The 25,343-nt window shown below is 54.4% G+C and carries 35 protein-coding genes; 10 read left to right on the plus strand and 25 right to left on the minus strand.

Features of this window, described 5'->3' with window-relative positions; genetic code table 11:
- Positions 1–58 precede the first annotated feature (58 nt).
- The 21 genes from KF821_01880 to KF821_01980 all read right to left on the minus strand — a co-directional run bounded on the left by KF821_01880 (position 59) and on the right by KF821_01980 (position 13,943).
- Positions 59–556 (minus strand): hypothetical protein, encoded by a 498-nt coding sequence (locus KF821_01880; GenBank protein MBX3004559.1) that lies wholly within the window; start codon positions 554–556, stop codon positions 59–61.
- Between the two features lie 12 nt (positions 557–568).
- The gene (locus KF821_01885; GenBank protein MBX3004560.1) at positions 569–1,015 is read right to left on the minus strand and encodes a hypothetical protein; all 447 of its coding nucleotides are present in this window, start codon (positions 1,013–1,015) and stop codon (positions 569–571) included.
- Positions 1,012–1,410 (minus strand): hypothetical protein, encoded by a 399-nt coding sequence (locus KF821_01890; GenBank protein MBX3004561.1) that lies wholly within the window; start codon positions 1,408–1,410, stop codon positions 1,012–1,014. Before KF821_01890 ends, KF821_01885 begins: the two co-directional genes overlap by 4 nt.
- Entirely contained in the window at positions 1,407–1,829 is a 423-nt protein-coding gene (locus KF821_01895; protein ID MBX3004562.1) for a hypothetical protein, read from the minus strand. The genes KF821_01890 and KF821_01895 overlap by 4 nt, the downstream gene beginning before the upstream one ends.
- Positions 1,826–2,221, minus strand: coding sequence for a hypothetical protein (locus KF821_01900; GenBank protein ID MBX3004563.1), 396 nt, complete (start codon positions 2,219–2,221; stop codon positions 1,826–1,828). Before KF821_01900 ends, KF821_01895 begins: the two co-directional genes overlap by 4 nt.
- Positions 2,222–2,248: 27 nt before the next feature.
- A complete protein-coding gene (locus KF821_01905) occupies positions 2,249–3,112 on the minus strand; it encodes a hypothetical protein (protein MBX3004564.1) in 864 nt (287 codons plus the stop codon).
- A gap of 36 nt (positions 3,113–3,148) precedes the next feature.
- Positions 3,149–3,766, minus strand: coding sequence for a phage scaffolding protein (locus KF821_01910; GenBank protein ID MBX3004565.1), 618 nt, complete (start codon positions 3,764–3,766; stop codon positions 3,149–3,151).
- Between the two features lie 276 nt (positions 3,767–4,042).
- Positions 4,043–4,675 carry a hypothetical protein gene (locus KF821_01915; GenBank protein ID MBX3004566.1) on the minus strand — a complete coding sequence of 211 codons (633 nt, stop codon included), beginning with the start codon at positions 4,673–4,675 and terminating at the stop codon, positions 4,043–4,045.
- 137 nt (positions 4,676–4,812) lie between these two features.
- Complete coding sequence (locus tag KF821_01920) at positions 4,813–4,974, minus strand: hypothetical protein (GenBank protein MBX3004567.1); 162 nt, start codon at positions 4,972–4,974, stop codon at positions 4,813–4,815.
- Positions 4,971–6,071, minus strand: a complete 1,101-nt coding sequence (locus KF821_01925; protein ID MBX3004568.1) for a phage minor capsid protein — start codon at positions 6,069–6,071, stop codon at positions 4,971–4,973. Before KF821_01925 ends, KF821_01920 begins: the two co-directional genes overlap by 4 nt.
- 5 nt (positions 6,072–6,076) lie before the next feature.
- Entirely contained in the window at positions 6,077–6,796 is a 720-nt protein-coding gene (locus tag KF821_01930; protein MBX3004569.1) for a hypothetical protein, read from the minus strand.
- A complete protein-coding gene (locus tag KF821_01935; protein ID MBX3004570.1) occupies positions 6,793–7,368 on the minus strand; it encodes a class I SAM-dependent methyltransferase in 576 nt (191 codons plus the stop codon). The genes KF821_01930 and KF821_01935 overlap by 4 nt, the downstream gene beginning before the upstream one ends.
- Positions 7,365–8,210: a hypothetical protein gene (locus KF821_01940; protein MBX3004571.1), complete on the minus strand. Its 846-nt coding sequence runs from the start codon at positions 8,208–8,210 to the stop codon at positions 7,365–7,367. The genes KF821_01935 and KF821_01940 overlap by 4 nt, the downstream gene beginning before the upstream one ends.
- Before the next feature lie 113 nt (positions 8,211–8,323).
- Positions 8,324–9,160 carry a hypothetical protein gene (locus KF821_01945; protein MBX3004572.1) on the minus strand — a complete coding sequence of 279 codons (837 nt, stop codon included), beginning with the start codon at positions 9,158–9,160 and terminating at the stop codon, positions 8,324–8,326.
- Positions 9,160–9,309, minus strand: coding sequence for a hypothetical protein (locus tag KF821_01950; GenBank protein ID MBX3004573.1), 150 nt, complete (start codon positions 9,307–9,309; stop codon positions 9,160–9,162). Before KF821_01950 ends, KF821_01945 begins: the two co-directional genes overlap by 1 nt.
- On the minus strand, positions 9,309–10,715 hold the full coding sequence (locus KF821_01955) for a phage portal protein (protein MBX3004574.1): 1,407 nt from the start codon (positions 10,713–10,715) through the stop codon (positions 9,309–9,311). Before KF821_01955 ends, KF821_01950 begins: the two co-directional genes overlap by 1 nt.
- 47 nt (positions 10,716–10,762) lie before the next feature.
- Positions 10,763–12,415, minus strand: coding sequence for a PBSX family phage terminase large subunit (locus tag KF821_01960; GenBank protein MBX3004575.1), 1,653 nt, complete (start codon positions 12,413–12,415; stop codon positions 10,763–10,765).
- A 111-nt stretch (positions 12,416–12,526) separates the two neighbouring features.
- Positions 12,527–12,907: a hypothetical protein gene (locus KF821_01965; GenBank protein MBX3004576.1), complete on the minus strand. Its 381-nt coding sequence runs from the start codon at positions 12,905–12,907 to the stop codon at positions 12,527–12,529.
- Positions 12,908–12,913: 6 nt separating this feature from the next.
- Complete coding sequence (locus KF821_01970) at positions 12,914–13,246, minus strand: hypothetical protein (GenBank protein MBX3004577.1); 333 nt, start codon at positions 13,244–13,246, stop codon at positions 12,914–12,916.
- Between the two features lie 179 nt (positions 13,247–13,425).
- Positions 13,426–13,764, minus strand: coding sequence for a hypothetical protein (locus KF821_01975; protein MBX3004578.1), 339 nt, complete (start codon positions 13,762–13,764; stop codon positions 13,426–13,428).
- Complete coding sequence (locus tag KF821_01980; protein MBX3004579.1) at positions 13,746–13,943, minus strand: helix-turn-helix domain-containing protein; 198 nt, start codon at positions 13,941–13,943, stop codon at positions 13,746–13,748. Before KF821_01980 ends, KF821_01975 begins: the two co-directional genes overlap by 19 nt.
- 115 nt (positions 13,944–14,058) lie before the next feature.
- Here KF821_01980 and KF821_01985 point away from each other — a divergent pair, with 115 nt between their 5' ends.
- The 4 genes from KF821_01985 to KF821_02000 all read left to right on the plus strand — a co-directional run bounded on the left by KF821_01985 (position 14,059) and on the right by KF821_02000 (position 15,895).
- Positions 14,059–14,226: a hypothetical protein gene (locus KF821_01985; protein ID MBX3004580.1), complete on the plus strand. Its 168-nt coding sequence runs from the start codon at positions 14,059–14,061 to the stop codon at positions 14,224–14,226.
- Positions 14,227–14,358: 132 nt separating this feature from the next.
- Entirely contained in the window at positions 14,359–14,532 is a 174-nt protein-coding gene (locus tag KF821_01990; protein ID MBX3004581.1) for a hypothetical protein, read from the plus strand.
- 221 nt (positions 14,533–14,753) lie between these two features.
- Positions 14,754–14,933, plus strand: coding sequence for a hypothetical protein (locus tag KF821_01995; protein ID MBX3004582.1), 180 nt, complete (start codon positions 14,754–14,756; stop codon positions 14,931–14,933).
- Complete coding sequence (locus tag KF821_02000) at positions 14,933–15,895, plus strand: tyrosine-type recombinase/integrase (protein MBX3004583.1); 963 nt, start codon at positions 14,933–14,935, stop codon at positions 15,893–15,895. Before KF821_01995 ends, KF821_02000 begins: the two co-directional genes overlap by 1 nt.
- 191 nt (positions 15,896–16,086) lie before the next feature.
- On the opposite strand, the gene KF821_02005 is transcribed toward KF821_02000, so the two are convergent.
- Positions 16,087–16,746 carry a hypothetical protein gene (locus KF821_02005; protein MBX3004584.1) on the minus strand — a complete coding sequence of 220 codons (660 nt, stop codon included), beginning with the start codon at positions 16,744–16,746 and terminating at the stop codon, positions 16,087–16,089.
- Between the two features lie 36 nt (positions 16,747–16,782).
- Here KF821_02005 and KF821_02010 point away from each other — a divergent pair, with 36 nt between their 5' ends.
- On the plus strand, positions 16,783–17,061 hold the full coding sequence (locus KF821_02010) for a hypothetical protein (protein MBX3004585.1): 279 nt from the start codon (positions 16,783–16,785) through the stop codon (positions 17,059–17,061).
- Here KF821_02010 and KF821_02015 read toward each other — a convergent pair.
- Both KF821_02015 and KF821_02020 read right to left on the minus strand, forming a co-directional pair.
- Positions 17,010–17,765 carry a hypothetical protein gene (locus tag KF821_02015; GenBank protein MBX3004586.1) on the minus strand — a complete coding sequence of 252 codons (756 nt, stop codon included), beginning with the start codon at positions 17,763–17,765 and terminating at the stop codon, positions 17,010–17,012. The two genes, KF821_02010 and KF821_02015, sit on opposite strands and share 52 nt — an antisense overlap.
- Positions 17,762–18,211 carry a hypothetical protein gene (locus KF821_02020; protein MBX3004587.1) on the minus strand — a complete coding sequence of 150 codons (450 nt, stop codon included), beginning with the start codon at positions 18,209–18,211 and terminating at the stop codon, positions 17,762–17,764. The genes KF821_02015 and KF821_02020 overlap by 4 nt, the downstream gene beginning before the upstream one ends.
- Before the next feature lie 161 nt (positions 18,212–18,372).
- Between KF821_02020 and KF821_02025 the strand changes: the two genes are divergently transcribed.
- The 4 genes from KF821_02025 (at position 18,373) to KF821_02040 (ending at position 22,192) form a co-directional block, all read left to right on the plus strand.
- On the plus strand, positions 18,373–18,597 hold the full coding sequence (locus tag KF821_02025) for a helix-turn-helix transcriptional regulator (protein MBX3004588.1): 225 nt from the start codon (positions 18,373–18,375) through the stop codon (positions 18,595–18,597).
- Positions 18,598–19,057: 460 nt separating this feature from the next.
- Positions 19,058–20,353 (plus strand): extracellular solute-binding protein, encoded by a 1,296-nt coding sequence (locus tag KF821_02030; GenBank protein MBX3004589.1) that lies wholly within the window; start codon positions 19,058–19,060, stop codon positions 20,351–20,353.
- Positions 20,354–20,447: 94 nt separating this feature from the next.
- The gene (locus KF821_02035; GenBank protein ID MBX3004590.1) at positions 20,448–21,362 is read left to right on the plus strand and encodes a sugar ABC transporter permease; all 915 of its coding nucleotides are present in this window, start codon (positions 20,448–20,450) and stop codon (positions 21,360–21,362) included.
- Complete coding sequence (locus tag KF821_02040; GenBank protein MBX3004591.1) at positions 21,359–22,192, plus strand: carbohydrate ABC transporter permease; 834 nt, start codon at positions 21,359–21,361, stop codon at positions 22,190–22,192. The genes KF821_02035 and KF821_02040 overlap by 4 nt, the downstream gene beginning before the upstream one ends.
- 14 nt (positions 22,193–22,206) lie before the next feature.
- Here KF821_02040 and erm read toward each other — a convergent pair whose 3' ends face one another.
- Positions 22,207–23,043, minus strand: a complete 837-nt coding sequence (gene erm / locus KF821_02045; protein MBX3004592.1) for a 23S ribosomal RNA methyltransferase Erm — start codon at positions 23,041–23,043, stop codon at positions 22,207–22,209.
- A 279-nt stretch (positions 23,044–23,322) separates the two neighbouring features.
- Here erm and KF821_02050 point away from each other — a divergent pair, with 279 nt between their 5' ends.
- On the plus strand, positions 23,323–25,341 hold the full coding sequence (locus KF821_02050; GenBank protein MBX3004593.1) for an AAA family ATPase: 2,019 nt from the start codon (positions 23,323–23,325) through the stop codon (positions 25,339–25,341).
- Positions 25,342–25,343 lie beyond the last annotated feature (2 nt).

Here is a 25,343-nt window from a genome sequence, read left to right on the forward strand (position 1 = left end):
CTCCTGCCCGTATGGAGCGCGGCAAGCCGCGCTCCATACGGGGGCTGACTGTCTCTACTTATGCGCTCTCTTCGGTCGCGGTGAACTCCAGCTCCACGGGGTCAAACCAGCCCTTGACCTGGTCGCCGCGGTAATTGAGGTTCCCGCTCATCCGCACCCCAGCACCACCGGCACCACCAAAGTTGTCATAGGCAATCGAAACCTCGTGCTTGGTGGCCGGGTACTTGCCTTCCACCTTTTCGTGATACGTGTACACGTTCACGATTTCGGTCACCGCATCATCCAGCACCGGCGGGCCGTCGCGCCACAGGCCTTCGAGGTAGGCTAGGGCCTCGTCGCTCATGATCAGGCGAGCATCAAACGGCAGTGCACGCTGGTAGCTGTTGGTGTCCGTGGTGGCCTCTTTGTCGCTGATGTAGTGCTCGGTCTCCGTCTGCGGATTGGCGTTCACCGCAGAATCGGAAATCCCCTTGCCCAACAGCGCGAAGGTGGCAGACCCCGCTTTGGGGGTCGTGTCGATGAAAGTGCGGAATTGATCTCGGCGTACTTTTGCCATAGCTATTTCTCCTTACTCAGATTCGTCGCTCGTCATCGCCGGTTGGAAGTACTCCAGCCGGCAACTGATTTGGTAAATTGCACTGTCGCTCTCGCCCTGCTGGGCCAGGAAGCCCGAATTCACGGCTTCAACGGCTTCTGCCGTGCGGCGATCGCCAAGATCAGGCAGGTCACCATCCGCCGTACGGCGCTCAAACTCATCGCTGAGAAACTCCATGAACCCGCTATTGGCCAGGCGTGCCTGGTCGTCCGCGGTGGGTGCCGCAAACTGGATTGCAAACGCATACTGGCGCGTGCTACTGCCATCCAGATAGCGTTCCACAATGGGCGGGCCAGGCAGCGGGACGATGGCATACTGCGTCAGCGTGCCGGCATCTACGTAATCCACAAACAACGGGGCCTCGGCCGCAAGCAGATCAAAGCTGCCGATCCACGTCTGCAGTGCTTCGATGATGGTCATCGCACACCACCGCCGGCCAGGCGCCGGGCTTTGCGCACGGTGGCCCCGCCGTCAGCCGCCTTCCATCGGTGGAACCAGTAGGGCCCACGCAAGGGGCCAGTTTGGCTGCCAGGCTTGCGCTTGGCGTAGTACTGGCGGCGTGCATACAGGGCAATCCACTGCACCAGGCCGCTACCGACTTCAGTGCCCAGTTGGCCCGTCTTGATCAGCGTGCCAGTGAGTAAAGGCGTGAAGGGCTCCGTTCCTCGCAGGACTTCGCTATCCACGAAGTGCTGCGCACCGGTGTAGCGCCCTTGCCAAACCGGCTTGAAGCCGGGGTTCCAGATCAGGCGTGCAGACCCGTTTGGCGTGTGGAAGACGGCGCCCCGCGGCGTCTGAATGACCGGCCCGCTCATTTGGCACCCACCTGCCAGTGGTGCATAGCTTCACCACCAGCCTTCATCGTGTCCACGCTACTGATCGCCAGCACGTCGTCGTACTTGGCCTTCAGCGCCGATGGGCCGAAATCATCGTCCAACTCGTCATCCACCAGGCCCCGCACCACAAAGTCGCCAGTCTGCAGTGTCCACGTCACCAGATCTTCGTCGCCCGATTCATCCTGGCCTGCCTGCCACTCCTTGGGCGCCAGGTAGCCAGGGATGCTCATCGGGATGTAGATGGCGGCCTGGTCTGCGGCGATGTTGCCGCCGCTGGCCAGCACGTTGCGTGCTTTGCGGTTCTCCCACATCACGCCCAGCAGCTGCACGCGCTGAAACCGCTCCTTGCGTTCTTCGATGTATTTGTTGTAGAGCGTCAGGTCGGCGTTGGTGATCATCGGCCGTACTCGCCTTCGTAGAAGCCACGGAACATCAAGCCGGTGCCGGCCAGGTACTTGCTCACCGCTTGCTCCACTTGCTGGGCAAGGCTGAGCTGCTTTTCGGAGCCGGCCGCATAGGTCACGGAGTAGTTGCCCAGGCGCTCGGCCTGCACGCCAACCGCGCCGCCGGCCTGCTGCGCTGCCTGCTCAACTTCAGCGGCTGCACAGCAGGCTTTGCCCAGCAGGGTTAGCGTGGCCTGGTCGGTCTCAGGCACCTTGGGCGCCCGCCCAAAGGTGAGCGCATCGATTTGCTCTGATGCGCGCAGGGCCAGTGCAGGGAAGGCATCCTCAGCTATGGCCGCGCCGAGATATACGGTGGTGTAGAAGTCGTAATCTGCGTACGCGGCCATAGCTGTTCAGGCGTAATCCAGGAGCGCTTAGGCGCTCTCGCCCGGTTTCATGTGCAGGTAGATGCCGGTGGCCTTGTTGTCGTACACCCAGGCATCGTGATAGAGACGGAACTGGAACTTCCATGCGTCCATATCCTGATTGGTGTCAGGATCAAAGATTTTGGGAATGGCGAGCTTGGTAGCCTGGTCGCGGGCAGTGCGATGCAACAGAAGGAAGTTGATATCCTGCGCGCCAACCGCAGGGGCAAAGCCGCCCGCAGAGGACGAGGAGCCCGGGTTCAACGTGATCGCCGTCTTGAAGCGGGTCTGCGGCACCATGCGGATGGGCACCCCGTCCAAGGTCGTGAGGCGGCGATCGGCGGCCTGCTCATTGCCCAGGGAGCGAGTAACCGCACCCTTGAGCATGTTCCACACACTGTCGGACGCATAGAGCAGGCGACCTTCCTGAGGGACTTCGGCGGCGTCCAACGCCTCATTGGCAGCATCGATAGCTGCCAGAACGGTGTCCTTGTTCAAGACTTCAGGAGTGTCAACTTCCTGGCCGGCACCATCCGCCCAAATCGCAAAGCGGGTGGCGTCAACCTCGGGCACTACCTGGGTGCGCATGAATTCGCCCGCCAAGGAGCCGAAGGCCATGCCCAGGGTCTCTTCGTTGTCCATGCGGTCGACATTGAACTCACGGCCGCGTTCCTTGGTCAGCTGGATGGTTTCCCAGGCACCGGTTACATCGCCTACCGGATAGCCGGTATTGCGGCCATAGTTACCCAGGCCCACCATGCTGGTCTTGAAGATCTTGACTTCGTTTGCGCCGCCGAAGTCAACGGGCTTGGTCAGCGCGTCGAGATCAGCAGTAAGGGATTCCCGCTTGTAGATCTCATCTAAGATGGGCAAAAACTTCTCGGCAAGGGTGATGCTGTTTGCCATCGTTTAGTCTCCTTTGGTTTCGGTCAGGCCGGCACCAGCGCGCATAGCGCTCACAACAGCGTCATCAGTGGCGTTGCCGGCTTTGCCACCCTTCACCGTTTGGCGAGGGGCGGGGTCAGTGTCAGAGAACAGGTAGTCGTCAGTCTCTTTGATCTTCTCCAGTTGCTCGCTGAGACCGGCAATCGAGCCGTCCTCATCGTTCAGCTTCAGCAGATCGATCTTGAGCAGCGCCTTGGCAGCCTTGGTGTTCTTCACCTTGGCCGCGGTCAGGGCGCCATCCAGCGCATGGTCAAAGGCCTGAGCCTTCAGTTTGGATTCAGCCTCGGCGGCCACCTTCTTCGCGGCTTCCTGGGCCTCACTGGCTTTTGCCTTCCATTCCTCGACCGACTTTTTCAGCTCATCCGGCTTCAGGCCTTCAAAGCTCTTGATGGTCTCGCCGGCTTCGTCGAGCCGCGTCTGCAAGGCAGTTGCCTTCTCTTCGGCCGCCACCGTCTTGGCCTTCTGGGCCTCGACCGCCTGGCCGTTCAGCTTCAGCAGCTCTTCCTGCAGGTTGTCCGGCAGGCCGGCCTTCTTGATGGCCTCTTCGGTCAAGCCCAGATTTTCAAGATCTGACTTCTTCATTCCTGTGTCTCCTGGGAGCTAGCGCTCCGATATCCATCTAGCCGTTTTAGGTGGTCGGCGTCACCCGATGGCTGGCTGCTTTTACGCCTGCCAGGCTGGCGAAATTGGAAACAAAAAAAGCCGCGCTTGCGGCACGTCTCTCGACATGTCACAAGCGCGGCTGAGGTTCAGCGGGGCTGTACTTCTATTTAGTTTTTTGCTTCCGGCCCAATACTAGCAGAGCAATCTGCAAGTTGTCAACCAGAAAGGGAAGCCTTCTTGATCTCTTTATCAGCCTTATTCTGTTGCAAGATAGAAACTGTCACCCAAGAAGGGTTCATAAACAAGCAGTAGCCCGGTGTCTGCAATGCTGACAATGAATGGGATTGCCCCTGAAATCGATGCACCGCCGTAGAACTCAGTATTGAAGTCTAATAGACCTGGCACACCAGCCACGAATATCTCGGGCTCGCTTGTAATGCCACTACTCCCTAACATCTTGAAGCTTGAAGAGAAGATGGAGCATTTTTCATCTACTGTCTTTTGACACGCAATGCTGACAGACACCAAAACATATTCTTCATCAGCCTCGGGTGCTGAGTTGAACTGGTTTGCGCTCATCACTGTCTGTGTGGCAGGGCGTACGCTCCCTGTAAGCGTAAATGCCATTCCATCAGCAATGATCTCTGACCCGGCAGGTGCAGGGTTGCTTCGGGCTGTACCCAGAGCAGGCTGCTCTGTTGCGGCAGCGGCAGTACTCGATTCACCGTCTCCGCCTTGGGCGAGGATGACGGCTACCTGAGTATTTACCGCATCTTCTTGGCTTACAGGGGCATTTACTTGCACCTCTGACCCTCCCCCGCAGGCTAAAGATGCAAATACCAAAACCAATACTAGAATGCTAAGTTTCCCAACATGTTTGTTCTTCATTTTTTGATATCCCTCTTTCTTGGTCGCCCACCTTTTAGCCTTGGGCGCTTTTTGTATGCCTCTGCTCTGGCCGGGTCAATATCCCAAACCGGCCCGCGCTTACGAGCTTTGATGATACCAAAAAAAGAGCAGCGTTTTTAACCGCTCTCTTTTTGTTGGTATTTATCCGGTGATACCACCTCAGTTTGCAGCACGACCGTCACATTCTTGATGTCTGGCAGGTTGTACTTCTTGCGAATCCCCGCCACAATAGCCAGCAATGCCCGGCAGATGATCTCAGCAAGCATGCGGTCGCTCATATCTGCTCCCGAACGCGCTGCCGGCGAAGCCCGGTCTGTCCGACGAAATCTCGCATCCGCGCCTGCCAAAGGCGCACCTTGGCACTTTCGCTGGTCGCATCCAGCCCGGCGGCCTCCAGCGTCAGTGCCCGGCGCTTCCACTCGCGGATCTTGCGCTCGAGGCCGCGCTGCACCTGGGTAGCCTCGTAGGCCGTCAGCTGGCGGCCGCGGTAGTCCACACTCTCGTTAGCCAGGTGCTCCCGCATTGCCTCATCGTAGGCGTTCTCAGACAACCCTTCAAAAAACGGGTACCAGCTATGCCGGCAGTTGGCGCCGCCCAGCCCGGTCACCGTGCCCCAGCCAGTCTCGGCCACAAAGGGCGGGTATAGCGGATGCGTGCCCGATCGAGAGAAGATGCGCCCCTGCCAAAGCTGATGGCTTGGCCGGGCGCCAATATGCGCCGAGGTCTGAACCAGGTCCACGCCCATTTCATCAGCCCGCGCCCACTGCAGCTGCCCGGCCGCCTGCCCTACCCCCGTCAGCACGGTGCGCCGCATCGCCACATCCAGCTTGTCTCGGCGACCAGATGGATACATCACCTCCAGCCCGCTGGCACCCACGTTGCCCACGGCCGCCCGGATAGCCTGGTCGTAGCTCATGGCACCGCTGCTCACCTGCAGGAAAGCCATGTCGGCCGCCTGCACAAAGGCTTGCTGAGCCGTCAGCACGGTGGTCTGCGTGAGGTTGCGCATGCTGCCATTGGTGCGCTGGATGGCAATCGAGAGCACAGAGGCCATCTGCGGCGAGAGATTGAGCGGCAGCGGGTCCAGCCCGGCCGCCCTGTAAATGCCATCGTCAAAGCGTACCGCCTGCACGCCCGCCTGACGCAGGATCTCAGCTACTTGGCGCTCGGATTGCCCAGTCAGCCTGGCCAGCTCGCGCAGAATGTCCTCGTACAGCGCTCCGGTTTCGTTAAGCCGCTGCACCTGCCAGGCGGCCGAGGCAAAGTTGAGCCCAGCCAGCCGGCGAGCAATATCCTGCAGCACAGCATCCTCAAACTCGTGATAGAGCTTGAGGATGGCATCTGCAGAAACGTCGAACTGGCCGGGCGTCAACATCTCGTTTACTGGCTAGAGAGTTCTAGCGGTTTCGCGCCTTGTACTTGGTCATACAGGCTTTGCTCAAACAAGACATGATTGTCGATGTACGGGACTATAGCCATAAGCAGGGCCGAGCTTTGATCTTTGGTATAACCTCGGGCAGCGAGGTTCACTTTGGCCAAGAAGAAACGCTTACTGCGGGCCATCTGCTCGCGGTAGCCAGGCACCGTATAACGGCGATGCTCACCGCCGGGCTGGTCGGCCAAGTGGACGAAAGGCAAGTCGATCACTTCCAGGCCGAAGCCGGCCTGCTTGGCGCGCCAGCAATAATCGATATCATCGAAGCCGGCGTGCAGGTACTGCTCCTCGAAGGGGCCAACACCATCGTACAACTGGCGGTGCATTAGCAGGATCCAACCATAGAGGTACTCAACATCTGCACCCCACTCCTCTTTGGTCTTGTGGCGCAGTTCCATGCCATAGATATTGTTGGGATCGAGGCCGCTCACCAACTCTACAAATTCACCCTGGCAAAGGATGTCGTCATTGGTGAACATGAGCCAGTCACCGGCTGCCTGCCTGGCGCCCTGGTTGAGCGCCTGGGTGTAGCGATAATCTGGCTCACCCTCGGTGTTCACTCCCACCACCTGAACAGCAGGCTCGTGCTTGTGAATGCTTTCGGTGTATGGTGTTGCGAAATCGCCATAAGCCTTGGTGTAGGGGAAAATGACGGACAGCTTCATCGCTTCACCCCACTCCATACATGCTGATGAATGCCCAACTGCTGAAACTCCAAACTTGCCACTTCGTCTACGAAGCGCTTCACCGCGGGCCAGGTGCGTGCCCCGTAGTCATGGAACGCTATCAGCCCGCCCGGCCTCACGAACGGTGCCCAAGCAAGATAATCCGCCTGCACCATCGCGTACGTATGCGTAGCGTCAATGTACAGCAGGTCGATGGGTCGACCACTCCATTTCTTGGACATTTCCACGCTCTCGCCTCGCATGGTCTGTACGTTGAAATGCCCGAGTGCGAGGCTGGATATGTTGCGTTTGAATTTTTCCAGGTCTACCAGGTTGGGCCACTTGTCTACGCAGAAGAGTTGAACGCTTCGATGCATGGCTGAGGCCATATAGCCAGCACTGCGCCCCCAGAAGCTGCCAACCTCAACAATGATGCCGTTCTCAGGCACTTGGCTAGCCAACCAGGCCAACCGCCGGGCGTCCGTCTCCTTTACGCCGATATGGCGACCGAAGGTATCGTCAATGAGCTGTGCATGCGGAGGGGTGAAGAGTCCGGCTTGTTGATTACTCATAGGTACGCCTCCAAGCGTGAGATAAAGTGCTGCGGGTTGAATTGATGGCCAATATGGTTGGCCTTCCAGTCTTCGACAGAAGCGGTGCCCTCACAGGCGCGCTTGATCGTTTCTGCAGCAACGCTGCTGCCTGTACTCATCTCGATCGAGTGTGGGAAGCGGGCAAAATCACGATACAGCTCCCAGTTGCGCACCCAGGCCATCTGGCCACCGCCGCGGGGAGTGTTGTGCGGACGGATATCCTGGCCCATCATCACCGTTGGCTTGCCCAGCGCTACCGCCATGTGGGCATAAGTGCCGGCTGAGACCACCACGTCGGCTCGCTCCATGTCATCGGTGCGCCCGGTGAGCAGGGCCTCCTGGTAATTCACGTCGCTATGCCTGTGCAGGCCGTTGGTTGCCAGGCTGCCGTAAAAGCGTACGGTGAGCTTGGCCAGCGCCCCGGCTGTGCGAAGGGCAACTAATGTACGGAACACATGCTCATTGATCTCACGCTCCACCTGGGGTAGCGTGCCGCCCACAGGATGCAGGGGCGCAAACAGCACCCGCGGCTTGTGGCCGACGAACGGCGCAAACGGGCGCACGTCGCTGTACGACCATCCGACCACCTCCGTTGGCGTTGGATAACCAATCATCTCGAGCACCTTGGCATAGCCGGCTGAGTGGCAAAAGAATGCAGCGGCGGCCAGCGGCTCTACCTCAAGGTCGTGCGGCAGCCAGGGCGAGCAGAAGTGCGGGTACAAAAAGACCGGCTTGCCGTGCTCTACAGCATAGGCAGCCTCTTTGCGCAGCATGCCGTTGCCATTTAGCCCGGAGAATAGCCCAGCGTAGAGAAAATCCAAAAATACGAACTGAGCCTTCTCAAGGTTGCGAGTTTTGCAATACCCCGCAGCAAGCAAAGCTTCAAGATACGCTTTGCCCTTGTGCTGATGAGGCTTGAAAAAGAACGCGGGCTTCACGCCTGCTGCACCCGGTGCTCGCGCTTCAGGACTTCAAAGATCTGGGCAACATACTTGCCGGGCAGGCCAAGCGCCGCACTGATCTCACCGGTGGTGGGTATGCGCCGCCGATTAAGTGAGAATTGCGTGACGTACTCAAAAACGCGCTGTTTGTCTTGGTCAAATTTACTGGTCGGCGGCGCGGGTTCCTCTGCCGGTTGAGGCTGACTGGCAAGCTCGCGCTGCTCCTGCCTCGCCTGCTGCCAAGCCGCCCGAGCCTCGTTCGTCCACTTGGTCAGCGCAGACTGATGAGCCTTTTCGGCTGCCGCCCGGGCCTGCTCAAATTTCAGCAGTTCAACGCCCAGCATCTCGCCGGAGAGCCAGGCCACGATTGAAGCGCCGGCGCCCAGGATGAGCGCCATCAGCCAGCTGAAGCCCTCCAGCCACTCAGCCGGCAATCCGATCACCAGACCCAGCGACTGGCCCAGGCCGGCCACCACGGAGATGGCTACCAAGAGAGCGATATTAGTTGCGATCAAGCGGGGCTTTACCTTGCCCTCTTGCTGGGCGCGCTTCACCGCGGCGTAGACCAGGCCGCCCTCGATGGCCAGCATCGCCGCCACGGCCTCGGCCAGACCCATCACCTGCGTTGCGATCGCACTCTCCATACCGTATACCTGGGCGGAGAGGATGGCGGCGGTGTAGAAGCTATGGGCCGTGCGCATGGCCGCCAAGACGATGGCACCCGCGGCCACGGCTACCGCCACCCAGAAGCCCCAGCCGAGCGCCAGGCTTTTGCGCGCCGGGCGCGGGTAGGTGTCTTCGTGGTTGGGGATGAATTCGGTGAATTTCATTACCAGGCTCCTCGCAGCAAAGCTGCCAGCTTCAGCGCAGACCACTCCAGCGCATAGATCAGCCATACAGTGGCAATGAGCATCAATAGAGCCGCAGCCACATCCCCCAAGAAGACCGATATTCTCTTGAACACAAAACGCTTTTCCATTACTCCTCCTCTGGGAATAGCTCGGTTGTCTGGCTAGCTTGCGCCTCGGCCACCTTCTGCTTGGCCACGGCCTCGCTCTCGCCGTAGGTGCGCATACGTAACTCCACCGGCCCCATTGCCCGCATGTTCACCATCTGGGTGTCCTGGGCGAACTGCTGCTGGCGATCGGTGACCAGGCTGTCATCAAAGGTGAAAGTGGCTTCGTAGCCCCCCTTGGGGGCCAATTTGAAGATGCTCGTCCATGCATCCATCGCATACAGCAGGTCACGGATGGCCGTCTCGAGCGCCTTTTGGATATCGACCACGGTGGCGGCGTACTGCTGCTTGCTGGATAGCACTTCGGTGGCCGTCTTGTCGACCTGCTGAGGATCGCTCAGCATGCCGCGGGCCATGCCGCAGTTGAACTCAATGCGCTTGAGGATGGCTTCCAAACCGTTGATGATGGCCTGCTCGCGAAAGGTCGGAGACCAGTCCTCAAACAGCTTCCCGGCCGCGCCCACATTGTTCGTGCTGCGCAGAACTCGATACAGCTCAACATCCTCCACAACAAACTTCCCAGTTTTGGGGTCCTTGGGGAGCGCCTGCTCATCCACAGTTAGCCGCCGAGAGCCGCTCTTGAATTCCCAGAGCAGCTGCGACCACTGGATGTCGGCCTGCTTGATAAGGTCTACGGCGCGGGCGTAAGCGCTCACGCCCAATGGCGATCCGGGCTCGATGTTGTTGGCCTGCGGGAAGCGGAAGTAGCCGAACAGCGGCTGCCGGACGCCCAGGTAGCTCTCCTCCTCGCTGAGATCGGCCCACTCGGGCACCGAAGACAGAGGAACCACGGAGCCGAGATCTGCATCTGAGGTGCTGCGCAGAACCTTGTTGCGGATGCGGTACGAGCCTTCGGCCCGAGCGCCGTCCTGGACGTAGCCGAGGAACTCATGGAACTCGAGGCGGGTGTAGTAATAATCCCCTTGCCGAAGCTTGTAGACGAAGATGCACTTCGAGGGCCGCTTGCGGCTGTCGAAGGCGACGGGGATGAATTGATCAGCCTGGGAGAAGTCCACCGCCAGCTGGTCCCCATCCACCCACGGCTTCATGATCAGGCCACCCTTGGCCACGCCGTATTCGACCTGTTCGCGTAGGCTGGGCAGGATACGCTGCAACTGCTCGTGTAGGAACTCGGCGCGCGCTCCACTGCCGCCAGATGCGCCGGTCACCTCCACTTCCATTTCGAGGGTTACCGATGTCGCAAACGCGCCGGCCACGGCTGCCGGCAGGTTGAGGGAGCGCACCGTTTTGCTGAGCCACTCGGCGCGGTTCTCGTACATCTTGGCCCATTCAGCCAGCGCCGTCATCATCGCCGAGGAGATGTCAACCTCAACCCCAAGCAGCCGCTTGATATCTGATTTACCAATCATCTTGTTCCACACTCCTTTAGCCCAGCCCAATATGCGCTCGAACATCACTACTCACCACCCCGACGCCAGTGAAGATTTGTTGCATAACGCGTAGAGTCAATGCTGTGATTTTTCTTGTCCGGGTAGGCAGAAATAAAATCGCCGTCCTTGTCCCGCTCAAGTTCGTAATTCATGAATTCGTCTGCGGTGTGCGGGCAGCGCTCGTTGTCAATTACGATCTTCGCTAGGCTCTGCAGCCATTTCATCCCGTAGCTCACGCTATCGGGGCCCTTCTCAGCGCCGCGGATATTTGCTCCAAAGGAGCGGAAGTCGGCAATATCCTTAGGGCTGGCGCTATCAGCAATCAAGAGGTGATCGAGGGATAGCAAGCCCTTGGAAATCAGATCATCAAACGCTTGGCGGTTCTTCGTTTTGTTGGCTCGATACTCACCATAGATGTACAGGGTCATGCGCGCCGCGTCATAGTGCATCTTGGCGAAGTGCAGCGGATCCGGGAACCAGCCCCAGTCCATACCTTGCAGCGGGCGGTCAAATTGAGCAATCTGCTCATCGGTGATAGGTTCGAGCACAACGTTCTCGAACACCATGCCGCCGGTGCCGTTTACTTCACCCAGGTATTCGTGCTCGTAGGCTTTGGGGTTGACCTCTTTGAGGTGCTCGGCCATATCGATAAAGGCGCGCCCGAGCCATTCGGGCGGCACATCTAGATACGAGCTCTTATGCAGCAGGCGTTGCGGATCCGGGACCGCTACCCATTTGTTCACCCAATTGTTGGCGCTGCGTGGCGGGTTGTACGTCTTGAACTTGTAGGCGAGGTCACCGCCGCGGATCGCAGACTGCTCGATGTTGCGCACCGCATCCTCGCCCTTGAACTGGTCAAGCTCCTCAAGCCACAAGATGCCGATGTAGCCAAAGGGCGGCTTGATGGACTTGATCTTCTTCGGCTCGTCTGCGCCGCGGAAGTAGATCTTCTGCCCGGTGGGCAGGTACTCCATCTCTAGCGGGCTGCGCACCTGGCGAAAACGATCTTCCAGGCCCATCTCGCCGATCGCCCACTGGATCTGGCTGTACACGCTATCCCGCAGTGTGTTGGCGAACTGGCGCACAGCCAGCCAATGCATATCAGGATTGGCCAATAACAGCTCGAGGCCAAACATGCTTACTGCGCTCGACTTGGTCGAGCCGCGGCCGCCGTTGAAAACATACTCTGTGTGCCCGGCGGCGCGAATGTCACGGTAGGGCGCCAGGAAGCTGGGGGCCAGCATGTGCGCCGGCAGGCCGGCCGCCACCGGCGAAGTCGGCACCGGCGGCTCAGGGGCTGCCTTGCGCTCGCCCATTTCCGCCGCTATATCACCCAAGACCCCGCGATACTGCGTCACCAAAGGCGCGTTGAACTCATGGGTCTCCACGAGTTCGCCGGAATTGACGCCACCCTCCCAGTGGGAGTCGGTAGTCCACCGGCGATTGGGGTCCATGACCTCTGCCTTCAGAGTTTCAGCAAGCTGATTCAAGTCGGCAATCCGTTTTTGATAAATGGCATAGCCGGTGATTGGTGCTGTTTGTTTGATGGCCTCCAGCTGGGCGGCAGCAATCTCGGCTTCCCGCTCGCGCACGCGCTCTTGCCAGCGGAAATCCGAGGACCACTTCTCGAGCGTGGACTTGTGGCGTGTCGGCGCACCCGCCTTAGCTTCGCCATACATTCGCACCAGTTTTGCCAAGCTACGGCCGGGCCCCAAGTTGAAATAATCCTCAAAAGCGCGGAGAGCCTTGTTGCTTTCTCGCTTGCCGGAATTGCCCATAACATGCAGCTATCAGCCCTCGTACGACCAGACCGGCTCGTGGCCCAGGTCACGGATCTGTTTGTGCAGTTTGGCTACGCCCCGGGAAAAGATCGAGATGGTGCGGTCCTTGATTGCCAGCTTGTTTTCCAGCTCATCAAGGCGATCCTCAAGCTCCCTGCGTTTCTCGCGCTCATCATCCAGCTTGGCGCTGAGCTCACCTATGAGGGTGCCTTGCTTTGCCTGGGTTTCTAGCATGCGCTGGTAATTCTCGGCTTCCTTTGCGCGCAACTCGCTCTCGGCCTGAGGCTCTTCGATGCGACGATAGCGCAACAAAGCCAGCAGGCCCCCTGTCCCCAACAGGGAGCCTGCCAGCCCAACGAGCACCTGCCAGTTATCCACTAGCCAGGCCATGAGATATTAGGCCTGGGAGTGCGAGTAACCGATCACCGGCACGCCGCGCACCGCCGCATTGGCGGCACGAGACACGCCCAGCTGAGCCACGAAGGCCAGCACCTGCACCAGGATGGTAGCAATTTGCTGAGCGCCGGCATCCAGGCCGGCAACGTCGACATCAGGGGCATAGATCTTGAGCCCGGCGAATACCACAAACGCACCCAGGTTGAGCAGCAGGGCGGCCGTGGGCGCAGCGCCATCAGGTACCCAGCCGACCAGTTTGCCGATGTTTACCAGCACGGCGACCAGGGCAGCCACACCGGCGAGAGCGAGGAAGGACGTGAAGAGTTGTTCCATGCGAATTTCTCCTGTTGGTTGCGCACACCTATAGGGAAAACAAAACGGCGGGGTGACGTGCACAACTGAAAGCCATAGCCATCAGATGTGCACATCACCCCGCCGAGTTTTCTTTCTCGCGCTGTAAGGTGGTGCGCTGTATTAAGTTGTCGTAATGCTATACGGTCAGGTGCGCGGTGTCAAGCCAACATGCGCCGCAGTGTTGCGGCGGCCTGGGCCACATCGTGAGCGCAGCCGAGGATCCAGCCGGCTGACACCAGGCAGAATAGGCTCCAGGTCAGGGGCGTAGCACCGGGCATGGCACGCATCAAATAACTACCGATGGCCACCAACACCATCGTGCCGACCAGCGGCGCTAGAGCGATGATGAGCTCCTGTACGTCGGTCTCAAGATCAACCTCGGTCGCTCCAGCCACGATACGCGAAGGCAGGCGCATCGTGCGAGCCGCCAGATGATGCATCAGCTCGTGGGGGTATGCCGCCAGGACGGCCAGAGAGCTTAGCTTTTCTTTGGCCACGGCCGCCCCCTTGGTCGAGCTGGCGGCGCGATACGATCCAAATCCTCACGGAGGATGAAGTAGACACCGCCCTTCTTCTGGGCCTTGAGGCGCTTCTGCCGTATCAGGCGCGCAATGTAGGCAACCGTAACCTTTTTTACCTCGGCCGCTTCTGCCGTAGTGAGGTAGTCGTTCAACATAGCTATAGCATATCAAAATAATTGGTACTTGACAAGATACTATTTATAGATATAATTAGTGCATGTCTGAGATACAGTTTACTCAGGCAAATACACGGAAAGGAGGTAAATAGCCATGACGGAAACACAGAAGTACCGCAAGAGCCGACGCGTGCGCAAGTTCCAAGCGCAGCGAAGGAAGTATCGCCGCTCGCGATTTCTTTTCTTCGCCTTGCTCGGTGAAGCGGTGTTCGTGGGAACGCTGGTGCTTATTGGATTGAGCCTGCTGGGCGCACTTCGGTAAGACTGGCGGGTCGGGCGGGGTTCGTAGCCCCGCCCGACTTCCGTCACCATAATACCAGATCTACCAAATCGGATGAAATCACTTTAAACTAAGCACAATGCGGGCGCCGGCCATCGGGGCGCAGGAGGAAAAATGGAACAGCGCGAATACAAGCTTGATGTTTACCAGGTAATTGACGGCACAGACAATTGGCCCTTGGTGGACACGATCACGGGTAGCTCACCCGAAGAATGCCTGGATGCAGCAGAGGGCAAATACGGCAGCAACAACGAGTACCACTGGACCAATCCTGTGGAAACCAACTAACACCTTGACAGGGCCTAGATTTAGAACTCATGTTCTGCTAGAGTCTGGGCCTGGGGGAGCGCAAAAGTCCCCCTCTAAAAACACAAACCGCCCGGCAAAGCCGGGCGGCGCTACCTCTGAAGCGCGTTAGCCAGGAAGCCATTCGCTGCAGAGAAGGAGGATAGTTTACCATGCCCCACCCCGATAAGTTGCTTCAGCCACCAGCTAAGTTTCATCAGCACATGGCCACCCAACTGACCCAGCGCATCATCGACCAGATGGACCAGCTCGGTGCCCCGCCAGCGGCCATCGACTTGGCGCTCTGCCTTTCGTACTTTCAGGACCCACAGCGGTCACCCCGCGACCTGGCTTTCTTCGTTGGCCAGGCCACTACTGCCCTCGCGGCCACCGGAGGTCTGTAATGAATGACCAAAACGCCCGCAAGGTGACAAGGTTTCTGATGGAGAGCAAATACACCGATGCCACGAAGGTGCTGTATCGCACCAACCTGGGCTATTGGTTTAGCTGGGTGGAGGCCTGCGGCTTCCCGCTTGACCAGCTTGACCAGGAACATGTGGCGGAGTTCCTTGAGATGGAGCACCCCAAGGGCTACTGGTCCCAAGCCAGCAAGTACAACTTTGCAGGAACCATCAAGGCCTTCTACAAATGGGCCTACCCCGAAATCACTCATCCCATCACCCGCATCCGCGTCCGCAAGGCTCCCGTAAAACCGCGGCCTTTTTACAAAGACGAGGAAATTGAGCGCCTGCTGGACAGCTTCGGCGACACTTCAGTAGAGATTCGCAATAAAGCGATTGTCTCGCTCGCCTACACCACCGGCCTGCGCGTCTCGGAGATCTGCAGGCTGGAGATTGATGACGTCAACTTCTCAGATCTCTCGCTGGTGGTGCTGGTGAAAGGCCAACGCTACGAGACGGCCATATTCACCCGCGAAACAGCTCAGTACTTACTAGATTGGCTTTCGCTGCGTGAACAGTATGTGACCGATGCCCGCGTGAAGAACGTTTTCATTGCGCTGTGGGGTGGCTACTGCGGCCGCCCACTCACTCGGCATGGGCTGCGGGGCATCTTCTATGCGTTCACCGAAGGCGCAGGCCTGGAGCGTGGCTCGCCCCACCGCTTCCGCCACTCCTGTGGGAACAACCTGCTGGAGAATGGCGCCAATGAGCTGCTGATTCAGATGGGCTTGCGGCTCAAGGACCGCCCCACCGTAGCACGCTACACATCTGGCCGCAATCTCAGCCAGCTGCGCAAGCACCTACCCCGCGCCAGCGCTGCACCAGACCCGCTCTTGCTCTTTGACCCCAGCCGGCGACCGAATCCCAATATGCCAACTTTCAAGTCCAGATACAACAAAACATGACGGCCGGCCACCCAAAAAAGAGACCGCAGCAAGTATAGGTTGAACCAAAGTCGGGCCGTTTGTTCCACCAGGTAGCGGATGAAACTCATCCGCTACCTGGTGTGCTTGATTTCAAAAGACGCCACGGAGACCATCCAATCAAAAAGCCGCCCCAATCGAGGCGGCTTTTGAAATACAGAAGAGAGGCGAGGCTAAGCCACTGCCTGCAAAGGCACAGGGGCGGCAGACAGCAACTCCAAAAGTTTCTCAGCTTGCGCGTCCCTGGCGGCGGCCCTGGCGGCGGCCCTGGCGGCGGCCCTGGCGGCGGCCCTGGCGGCGGCCCTGGCGGCGTCCCAGGCGGCGGCCCTGGCGGCGGCCCTGGCGGCGTCCCAGGCGGCGGCCCAATCACCTTCCTCAGGCATATCGCCCGCGATGGCCCGTTCGTGCAACGTGGCTACACGCAAGATCACGTCATGCACTTCAGGCTCGCTCTCACGCGGCATCAAGCGTAGCACGCCGTGCTCCGGATCCACCAACAGCCAATGGCAGAACTTGTAGTAAACACCCTCCAAGTCTGCGCCAACAGGAATTGCTTCTAGGAAGCGCAGCGGGAACTCTTTAGCCTTCGCATTAGGCAAGCCCTCGAAAATGCCATCCTCCAGATAGGCCAGCCACTCTGGAATGCCGAGCTCGGTTTCGTAGCGCTTATGTTTGCTGCCGTGGATGGTGCACCCCACTGCACAGCCCTTACCGTTCTCCCAGTATTTGCCCTGGATGATCTCGTCAGCCAACTGGTGGGCTTTTACCCGGTCGAGGTACTTCGTTTTCACGGCTGGGTCACCGTGATAAGCCAGCAACTTTTTGTCACTCATATTGCACTTCCTTCCATAGTAGAGGTTTGATTGCGAATGGCAGCCTTCAATTTCTCTGTTGGCAAGGGCTTTAGCGCCGTCGCCAAAGATGCGATCAGTTTGCAGGCCAACGCCAGTAGCCATGTTGCGGGCCAAGCCTTCGTATGCGCCTTTAGTGCCTGCGCGCCTGATGAAGCATTCAAATCCAGCCAAAAAGAATGTTGGTCGGCGGCCAGAGAACAGAAAATGCTTCACATCAATCTTCCTGACGTCCTGGAGGTCGCTCATCCGAATTTAGCCTTCACATACTCAAATGCTTTGATGGCGTTAGTTTGACCATCGCCATACTCCTGGGCGATCTTTACCGAGCTAACATGATCCATCAAAGCATCAGCGTATTTGTAATAAGTCGTCCAGTCTTTGGAGTCAATTGGCGCACCTTGAACCGTAGTCGTGGCTGGAGATTGATCAGATTGCGTATTCGCCGGGGATTCGGAGTACTCCGCATCGATCACGCCCTCCATCTCCTCGGCCGGTGTGGGCTTGTAACCACCAAGCACCATGATCCATGCCAAGGCAATACGCAGCGCCTTGCTGGTTGCCCGAGTGATGGCCATTGAGCGAGGTGCGTTCAGGTCCATCCCACCCCAACGCTTGTAAGAGCCGCCGCTTTTGCGATTCAGCACCTCATCTGTGCGACAGATAGCAGACGCTCCGCCAATCACAACGCCGTCAGAGTTACGCACAAGGTCGATATAGGCCTCAAACTGGTGCACCCGGTCCGGCCCCTCCCCTTCAACCACAGTCTCTACGGAGCGTTCCTTCGGCGTGATGCCAAGCATTGATCCAAGCGTCGCCCAGCCCTCAACCTTCACGTACTTTCCGTTCTTCATCGGGACAAATAAGTTCTTGTCCTCGATGATTTTGGCAAGTTCTCGCGCCACCTCTGTAGCAGTAATCACCACGTCGCGGGGCGATGCCAACTGCACGCTGCCCAGAAAGACGCTACTTTGCAAAACCAGATCCTTACTTTCGTTCACGCTACCATCTCCATTTCGCGAGTGTTTTTGATTGCATTAGCCAATCTGCCTTCTGTGCCGCAGCCGGTGCAGATGGTGCGCTCGCCAATCACGGCCAGCATGCGGCCACAAATGCAGCGCGGAGTATCTTCGTTCGCTGCATCGTCCGCCTCAGGAAAACGCAGCGCCAGGGCGCCACGCACATCTTCGATGTTTTTGAAGGTCGGGGCCGGTCTCTTGAACATGAGGCTGAAAACCAGCCTCTCATCCATCCCCAGCACCGCCCACTCAACGCCATCATCCTTGTGTAAGGCCATGAATGTGCGGCGGATGGTCAGCTCGCTCGCGTCGCATTGCTCCTGAGTGTCGGCTTTGTAAGCCGCCGTGTACTCCCAGGGTAAGTGCGGAGCTTTGCGCTCAAACACGACCAACTGGATCCGATAATCGTCATTGATTTCTGCTGTCATGGCTTCTCCCTGTCACTAAAACTTAGTCTGTTATTCCAAGTTATAAACCCAGATAGAATTGGTGTCAAGTTGGATTTATAATCCGACTTGACAGTCTGGCTTTTGTCGATTACATTGTCTGCATGAGTTTGAGAGCTGTACTAGCTGCCGAGGAGGACGTGATGGTTGGAAAGATCATCAACCGCGTCCCCGAACTCTTGGCAAAACGAGGTGAGACCCACATTGAACTGATGTGGGGCGCTCAGCTTGTTTTCGAAACAGCCGCAGCATGGGCTGAGTTCGAAGGCCGCCAGGCACCCACCCGCGTTGAAGCGAACACAATGGCTAAATTGTGCAAGCACTTCGGGGTTCAGCCTGGCTCAATCTGGGAGTACATCCCGGAGTAGGAAAGAGATTGGGGCACAAAACAAAAAGCCCCAGCCTCTCGACCAGGACTTTCTGTTTTTTTTGTTCGCCGACCCCCGCCTGCAAGCTGAAGCGGTGAACAAGGCACCTTCACAACCGAACACTCAGTTGTATTGGCTTTTTTCAAACCACCGAAAAAAGCGTAGTGGCGAGAGTGAGATTCGAACTCACGACCAAGGGCTTATGAGTCCTGGGCAAGCCACCGAAAGGAGCAGTATAAAGCGAATTTACGGGTAAAAAGCTTCCACAGAGTACGCAGTTTCCAAGATTTCCACACCAATTGCACCAAATCTGCACCCAACATTTAGAGCTAGGAAAGAGCGCGTTTCTCGGATCAAAAATCTTTCCCTTGAGAGAAGCTGATATAATCCGAACACTCAAATGGTTGAATCTGGACTTTGTGGGGTTTGATCCTTCAAAATAGGACAGGGACATAAAATCATGAAAAAAGCAAATCGATTATCTTCATTATTGCTTATCTTCCTAATCATCGCTATTTCAGGTTGCTCACCTGCAACAAGCGCTAGTAATTCCGAACCTATTCATATAACCATGTGGAGCATAGCTATTGAAGCCGATGCAACCCACGACGCCTTTTCCAATGCCGTCGAAACATATAACGCCAACCATTCTGATGTTCAAATTGACGTAAGTTACATTGAGAGCGAAAGTTTTAAAACACAGCTCCAAGTCGCAATTGCCGCGGGAGAAACACCTGATATTTTTCAAGACTGGGGAGGAGGAGTACTGAACACCTTAGTTGAAGCAGGTGTAGTTCGTGAAATCCAAGCACTTGGCGGAGAGGCCGGAAATGTCTTTAGACCCGCAGCCTTGGGTCCAAGTACATTCGATGGAAAGCACTATTCTGTGCCAGTCGATCTAGCATTTGCTCTCTTTTTCTACAACAAAGACCTTTTCGCTCAGCACAATGTGCAGATCCCTACCACCTGGGACGAGTTTATTAGTGTGTGTCACACTTTTAGAGAAGCCGGAATAGTTCCAGCAGCGATAGGAAATATTGAACGTTGGCCGGGCGTTTTTTACATGGACTACTTAGTAAATAGAATCGGTGGCCAGGAGGCTTATGTGGATGCCACATATAATCAAGCCAATGGCGGAACCTATAACAATGACACGTTCATACAGGCGTGGCAGAAGATAAGCGAAGCTGTTGAAGGTGGATGCTTTGAGGACGGTATTAACGGAAGCAACTCTCATGACGCGGGCCTGATGGTAGCCACCGACCAGGCGGCCATGCAGCTTCAGGGTAATTGGATGCTTTTCTTTTACAGGGATACTGATCCCGAGTTTGCCAACTCCAGTCTTGGAGTATTTCCTTTTCCAGCCTTTGAAGGAGGAGAAGGAAACCCCACGGATCTATTAGGAGGAACCGGGCAGGCTATGGCGATTTCCGCAACTGCCCCGCCGGAAACAGAGGCCGCGCTTATTGAAATGCTCGGCAGCGAGCAGTTTGCCAGAGATTTAGCCGGGGCAGGACTAATTCCTGCGGCTGCTGGTTATGATGAGATTTTTTCCGATGATCCAATTATGCTAAGTATTTTAGCGATGCTGTCCTCTGCGAACAATCTCCATCTCTTTTACGGAACTGACCTCGCGCCAGAACTCGCTAATGCTTACAACAATGTAACCCAACAAATTTACGGGCAAGCCACAACGCCTGAACAAGCCGCACTAGATATGCAAGAAGCTGCCGAGGGCTTGAACGAAGGCAACTAATTCGTTTTGCACCGAATAGAATCGCCAGGGGAAATCCGTTTTTTTACTTAAGTTTCGTTGACCAGATTGTGTTGGTGTTCCTTTGAACCATTCAATGCCGCGCCCCCGGATTCGGTCGGAAGCTAAAGCAACTGGAGCTTTATTCCTCCTACCGGCCGCATCGATTTTTGCTGTATTCGTTTTATGGCCAATAATCCAATCGGCTCGGTACAGTCTTTTTGCCTGGGATGGACTTGGCACTCCGGTCAATTTTGTGGGGTTTCATAACTACGAACGGATGATTGGCGATCCAATTTTTTGGAATGCCCTAAAAAATAATGGGGTCGTTTTGTTATTTTCGTTGTTTATCCAAATTCCCCTTGGAATATCTCTGGCGATTCTTCTTACAGGAAAGATGAAGGGGTTGGCATTCTTCCGCACAATTTATTTATCTCCTATCGTCTTATCTGGTGTGATCGTTGGACTGTTGTGGCAATGGATATACAATCCTGGCTTTGGTTTGGCAAATTCCTTACTTAGGGAATTTGGTTTAAATGGGCTAGTGCAAAATTGGCTAGGCGATGATCAGCGAGTATTACTTTGGATTATTGTTGCAGGAATTTGGCGAGATATTGGTTTCTACATTATTATTTTTATCGGGTCGATCCAGGCTATATCGCGAGAAATATACGAAGCTGCAGAAATGGATGGAGCAACGGGGTGGCAATTACACAGAAATATTACCTTGCCATTGATAAGACCCACGATGTTAACGGCGGCAACATTAGGAATAATTAGTTCATTCCTGATCTTTGATTTAATATGGGTGATGACAGAAGGTGGCCCTTATAATTCTAGCGAAGTTTTAACAACGTATATGTTTAAGATGGCATTTCATCTCCGAGATTGGGGTTACTCCACATCGTTGGCTTTTACACAGTTCTTTATCGTCGCTATTTTTACTGGCTCAGTTTTAGGTATTATAAAAATTCGGCGACGTAGTATTGAAGGTTCAACGGGTAAAGTTTGAAAAGAATTCGTCCAGTTCGACCGGTTCTGTTGTTTCAATATGGAATTTTATTAATTCTTGGCATTTTCTTCGGCTTTCCATTGATTTGGATGGTCTATTCTTCGTTTAAATCAAATAGTGAACTTGTAAACAATATCTGGGCTCTTCCGGTCAACCCGTCGTTTGATGCTTTCAGATCAGTTTTAGAGGTGCCAGCATTTAAGACATACTTCTCGAATTCGCTAATTATTACAATTATTAGCGTTGGTTTTTTGACCATCGCAGCCGCGATGGCGGCATTTGCGTTGGCAAGGCTTAGAGTACCAGGGGCGAAGATATTGCTTTATGTTTTTCTTGCTGGTTTGATGATTCCCCCACACGTCACTCTAATACCTCTTTATTCAATGTTGCGGGATTTGGGGCTTCTCAACAAGTTAATCGCCTTATTTTTCCCTTACGTTGGTTTCGGCCTTCCCGTTTCAATCTATATACTGCACACATTTATTTCGCAATTGCCTATTGATCTTGAGGAAGCAGCCCGATTAGATGGCGCATCATTTGCGCGGTTTTTTTGGAAAATATTGTTGCCCACGCTAAGCCCTGCACTGGTTGCGGTAGTTATCATTAATGTGATCAATGTTTGGAATGAGTATCTATTTTCTCTTACGTTTGTATCGGGCAACAGTGAAGCCTATCCACTCCCCTTGGGCGTGTATTCAATGGTTATCTCTTTCAGCTCGATTCAGTACAACCGGGCTTTCAGCGCCTTTACGCTTGCCGCTCTTCCGGTCTTAGTGATTTTTTACCTAATGCAGAAAAGAATTATAAAAAGTCTCTCGGAAACCATTTGACACTCAAGCGCGGGTTACGCAATATTCGATTTCTTGGCTGCAGATACGCCCACAGAGAAGAACTGATAAATGGCCAGCCATTGATCGAATATTAAGTCCGTCGGCTTTGCATCTATGTTGAATCGATTATCCCTTGATAATCGCTTCCATTGCTCGTAAGTGAAAACCGACTTAAACGCAGTCTTTAAATCCTTTTTCCAAGCTCCGAAACCAAACTTTACAAACCTTGTATATTGTTTTGCCTCTTCATTTTTGATCAAGGATATTTCTCTTCTGCGAATGTGCAGCAACACAACATCAACCGCTGGCGCCGGCACAAAGTCAGATTTCTTGAAACTCCATAATTCTTGCAAAGAAAACCACGGTTTGGCAAGAACCGAAAATTCGCTTTCCCTTGGACTTCCGGAAAACTTGCCGGCCGCTTCTTTCTGGAGTATTAGGTATGCATCTATTGGAGGATTCCTAGCATAAAGAAGCTTTCTCACCGTTTCTGCAGTTATATTGAATGGTAGATTTGCGAAAACCTTGTATTTCTCATCGGGAATTTGAAAATCTATGAAATTTCCTTGGACGATCTCAATATTGGTCGAGCCAGTAAATTGATTGGTCAACCTTTTTACTAAGTTCTCGTCCAATTCAATGGCTATTACCTTCCGAGCAATTTTTGCCAACTCAGCCGTGATAATGCCATTTCCAGGCCCGATTTCATAAACAGTATCTTCTCTCCCAATTGATGACTGTGCAACCAAGGTTTTTACTAAAGATGCACTCTTAAGGTAGTTTTGTGCATACAAAATTCTTTTTCTTATTCCGCTGTCCTTTTCGAGCCGTCTATAAAATTTCCTTGACATGGCAGTGATTTTACTAGACACAGAGATAAACACAACTCGAAGTCAGTATTCCGATCTGTCTCCAAGTTAAACAATTATCGTGTTGGACACGAGCCAAATTCCAAAAGCTTAGTTGGCTTATTTATCTCTACAGAATATATTTTTTTCGTTGTTACATATACAATTGACCTTCATAGCTTTGTCAAGTCTCCTCGCTTGTGCCTCTCTCGCTTGCCGATCTGACAAGCAAGTGAGGTCATTAAGTATTAAAATCACTTAGGGATGTAAAATAGAGGGCAAATGAAGCTAGCAAAAGCTCACATAACGAATTTCCGCTCGATCGTTGATAGCGATCCTATCGAAGTGGAGGATAGGGTTACTGTTCTAATCGGGAAAAACGAGCAGGGCAAAACAACTTTCTTGAAGGCGCTAGAAAGCTTTAACACGGCATACTCATACAAAGCGAGCGACCTACCCAATCATCTTCGGCCGCAATTAGCAAACCAAGATGCAAAGTCGATTCCTATAATCGTTTTGACATTCGGCCTTGACCAAGATGATCTGAAATCGATTGAAGGCGATCTTGAAGGCATAGAGTACGTCAGAATCGCAAAACACTTCGGAAATAATTACATTTTTTCGTGGGTAAACACCAAGGGCGAAGTTATCCCTATCCAGTTAATAAAGCCCGATGTTACATCTCACGTTACCGAGTTAAAAAGTAAGGGTACGGCGCTTGAAGCCAAGTTAATTGCTCAGTCAGAGAGGCTGGCAGAATTTGCCGGTGCCAAAGATCGCTTTCAAAAGGCAATACAAGCCTTTGTAAATTCCCGATTCGAGGATGTCAATAAACTTGAGGACACGTACGAAACCTTCTCGACAGCACTAAAAGGATTGCCCGGGCAGGACGAAACCCTTCAACAGGAAATCAATGGCGAACTAACTGGAATCAAGGCCATAGTGAATGCAATTAAAGAAAAGCTTCTTGTTGATCCTGCCGAAAGGATAAGAAAGCTTATTCCGAGTTTTATTTTTCATCAAGCAACTATTCATCATATTCCGGACGAAGTCGACATTGAGAGCTTCATTGCTGACCCTAATAAGGTATCGGCAGGAATGCACAATCTTTGTAGAGCTGCCGGTTTATCTTTACAAACTATTGCAACACTGGCTAAATCCACCGATACAGCGGACGTGCATTCTTACGAAGACTTCCATAAGAGTGCCATTTCCGGTGGGTTAAATGAATTTTGGACTCAGGAGACCTACCAAGTTCATTTTGACATTGCAAACAGTAAACTCTCCGTTTCAATCAGTGATGGAACTTATGAACCACGGATACCACCTACAGCACGTAGTGAAGGATTTCAATGGTATTTGTCTTTTTACAGTGCGATGCTGACTGATGTAGGCAGAACGGGAAAAGTAATCTTCCTTCTTGATAACCCCGCGCTTGAACTACACGTAGACGGACAACGGGATATCAAGCGGTTTTTGGAGGAGAAAATTGCATCTGACAGCCAAGTAATGTACGTAACCCACTCACCCGCTCTTATAAACCCGTTCAATCTTTCTCAGGTAAGAGTGGTCGCACTGAAGCGGAATAATGAAGGAACAAAAATTTCCGCAATTACTCCAAAGCCGGGTGAAGATTTTGATTTACTTGAGCCTGTGAGGTCGGCAATTGGCACAAGCATAATTGCCAGCTTGGTATTTAATGAGTACAACATCTTGGTTGAAGGCGCGGCCGACAAACCTATCTTGGAGGCTATTTTCTCTCTTAAACACAAAGATCTGGAAAACAGGGTTTTAATAAACGGTAACGTTGCGGAAAGTAAAGATATATTCATAGCGCAATTCTTTGATCGAAGTGGATTGCCCTTTGTTGTATTTTTAGACGCCGATGATTCAGGCAGAACTATAAGGGGAGAACTCAAGAAACTGGGTTTTGATAAGGATTACGTCGTCCCGCTGGAGGAAGTTATTACGCAAAAAAATGGAGCGGATTTTGAATTGGAGGACGTGATCAGCCCTGACTTTTATCATCGTGCGGTACAGGACACTTATCCCTCACAACCAGTAGATCAACCGAGTGATGGCAACAAAAAGAGAACAAAATTATACGAAGAATCATATCGAGAAAAATACGGTTTCGGATTTAGTAAAAGACGGGTTGGGGACACTTTAAAAAGACTTTTAGAAAACGGTGAGGGCGACGAACAGACTATAGAAAACCTAACCAAAATTTCCGAGGCCCTTTTGGGCAAGCTGAAAGATCAAGCCAACACAAAGGAAAGTACTAAGGAATCGGAAAAATAACG

It is taken from the genome of Anaerolineales bacterium (assembly GCA_019637755.1).
GTDB lineage: Bacteria > Chloroflexota > Anaerolineae > Anaerolineales > UBA11579 > JAMCZK01.

What these genes read in the sequence shown, in the direction of transcription:
- KF821_01920 (MBX3004567.1), bottom strand. Translation starts at nt 4,974, where the DNA reads ATGAGCGACCGCATGCTTGCTGAGATCATCTGCCGGGCATTGCTGGCT.
- KF821_01950 (MBX3004573.1), bottom strand. Translation starts at nt 9,309, where the DNA reads ATGGAAAAGCGTTTTGTGTTCAAGAGAATATCGGTCTTCTTGGGGGAT.
- KF821_02000 (MBX3004583.1), top strand. Translation starts at nt 14,933, where the DNA reads ATGAATGACCAAAACGCCCGCAAGGTGACAAGGTTTCTGATGGAGAGC.
- KF821_02035 (MBX3004590.1), top strand. Translation starts at nt 20,448, where the DNA reads ATGCCGCGCCCCCGGATTCGGTCGGAAGCTAAAGCAACTGGAGCTTTA.
- KF821_01910 (MBX3004565.1), bottom strand. Translation starts at nt 3,766, where the DNA reads ATGAAGAAGTCAGATCTTGAAAATCTGGGCTTGACCGAAGAGGCCATC.
- KF821_01955 (MBX3004574.1), bottom strand. Translation starts at nt 10,715, where the DNA reads ATGATTGGTAAATCAGATATCAAGCGGCTGCTTGGGGTTGAGGTTGAC.
- KF821_01900 (MBX3004563.1), bottom strand. Translation starts at nt 2,221, where the DNA reads ATGGCCGCGTACGCAGATTACGACTTCTACACCACCGTATATCTCGGC.
- KF821_02030 (MBX3004589.1), top strand. Translation starts at nt 19,058, where the DNA reads ATGAAAAAAGCAAATCGATTATCTTCATTATTGCTTATCTTCCTAATC.
- KF821_01885 (MBX3004560.1), bottom strand. Translation starts at nt 1,015, where the DNA reads ATGACCATCATCGAAGCACTGCAGACGTGGATCGGCAGCTTTGATCTG.
- KF821_02020 (MBX3004587.1), bottom strand. Translation starts at nt 18,211, where the DNA reads ATGACAGCAGAAATCAATGACGATTATCGGATCCAGTTGGTCGTGTTT.
- KF821_01995 (MBX3004582.1), top strand. Translation starts at nt 14,754, where the DNA reads ATGGCCACCCAACTGACCCAGCGCATCATCGACCAGATGGACCAGCTC.
- KF821_02025 (MBX3004588.1), top strand. Translation starts at nt 18,373, where the DNA reads ATGGTTGGAAAGATCATCAACCGCGTCCCCGAACTCTTGGCAAAACGA.
- KF821_02010 (MBX3004585.1), top strand. Translation starts at nt 16,783, where the DNA reads ATGGCAGCCTTCAATTTCTCTGTTGGCAAGGGCTTTAGCGCCGTCGCC.
- KF821_01890 (MBX3004561.1), bottom strand. Translation starts at nt 1,410, where the DNA reads ATGAGCGGGCCGGTCATTCAGACGCCGCGGGGCGCCGTCTTCCACACG.
- KF821_01965 (MBX3004576.1), bottom strand. Translation starts at nt 12,907, where the DNA reads ATGGCCTGGCTAGTGGATAACTGGCAGGTGCTCGTTGGGCTGGCAGGC.
- KF821_01935 (MBX3004570.1), bottom strand. Translation starts at nt 7,368, where the DNA reads ATGAGTAATCAACAAGCCGGACTCTTCACCCCTCCGCATGCACAGCTC.
- KF821_01970 (MBX3004577.1), bottom strand. Translation starts at nt 13,246, where the DNA reads ATGGAACAACTCTTCACGTCCTTCCTCGCTCTCGCCGGTGTGGCTGCC.
- KF821_01990 (MBX3004581.1), top strand. Translation starts at nt 14,359, where the DNA reads ATGGAACAGCGCGAATACAAGCTTGATGTTTACCAGGTAATTGACGGC.
- KF821_01930 (MBX3004569.1), bottom strand. Translation starts at nt 6,796, where the DNA reads ATGAAGCTGTCCGTCATTTTCCCCTACACCAAGGCTTATGGCGATTTC.
- KF821_02005 (MBX3004584.1), bottom strand. Translation starts at nt 16,746, where the DNA reads ATGAGTGACAAAAAGTTGCTGGCTTATCACGGTGACCCAGCCGTGAAA.
- KF821_01985 (MBX3004580.1), top strand. Translation starts at nt 14,059, where the DNA reads ATGACGGAAACACAGAAGTACCGCAAGAGCCGACGCGTGCGCAAGTTC.
- KF821_01960 (MBX3004575.1), bottom strand. Translation starts at nt 12,415, where the DNA reads ATGTATGGCGAAGCTAAGGCGGGTGCGCCGACACGCCACAAGTCCACG.
- KF821_01945 (MBX3004572.1), bottom strand. Translation starts at nt 9,160, where the DNA reads ATGAAATTCACCGAATTCATCCCCAACCACGAAGACACCTACCCGCGC.
- KF821_01925 (MBX3004568.1), bottom strand. Translation starts at nt 6,071, where the DNA reads ATGTTGACGCCCGGCCAGTTCGACGTTTCTGCAGATGCCATCCTCAAG.
- KF821_01895 (MBX3004562.1), bottom strand. Translation starts at nt 1,829, where the DNA reads ATGATCACCAACGCCGACCTGACGCTCTACAACAAATACATCGAAGAA.
- KF821_02050 (MBX3004593.1), top strand. Translation starts at nt 23,323, where the DNA reads ATGAAGCTAGCAAAAGCTCACATAACGAATTTCCGCTCGATCGTTGAT.
- KF821_01980 (MBX3004579.1), bottom strand. Translation starts at nt 13,943, where the DNA reads ATGTTGAACGACTACCTCACTACGGCAGAAGCGGCCGAGGTAAAAAAG.
- KF821_01880 (MBX3004559.1), bottom strand. Translation starts at nt 556, where the DNA reads ATGGCAAAAGTACGCCGAGATCAATTCCGCACTTTCATCGACACGACC.
- KF821_01915 (MBX3004566.1), bottom strand. Translation starts at nt 4,675, where the DNA reads ATGAAGAACAAACATGTTGGGAAACTTAGCATTCTAGTATTGGTTTTG.
- erm (MBX3004592.1), bottom strand. Translation starts at nt 23,043, where the DNA reads ATGTCAAGGAAATTTTATAGACGGCTCGAAAAGGACAGCGGAATAAGA.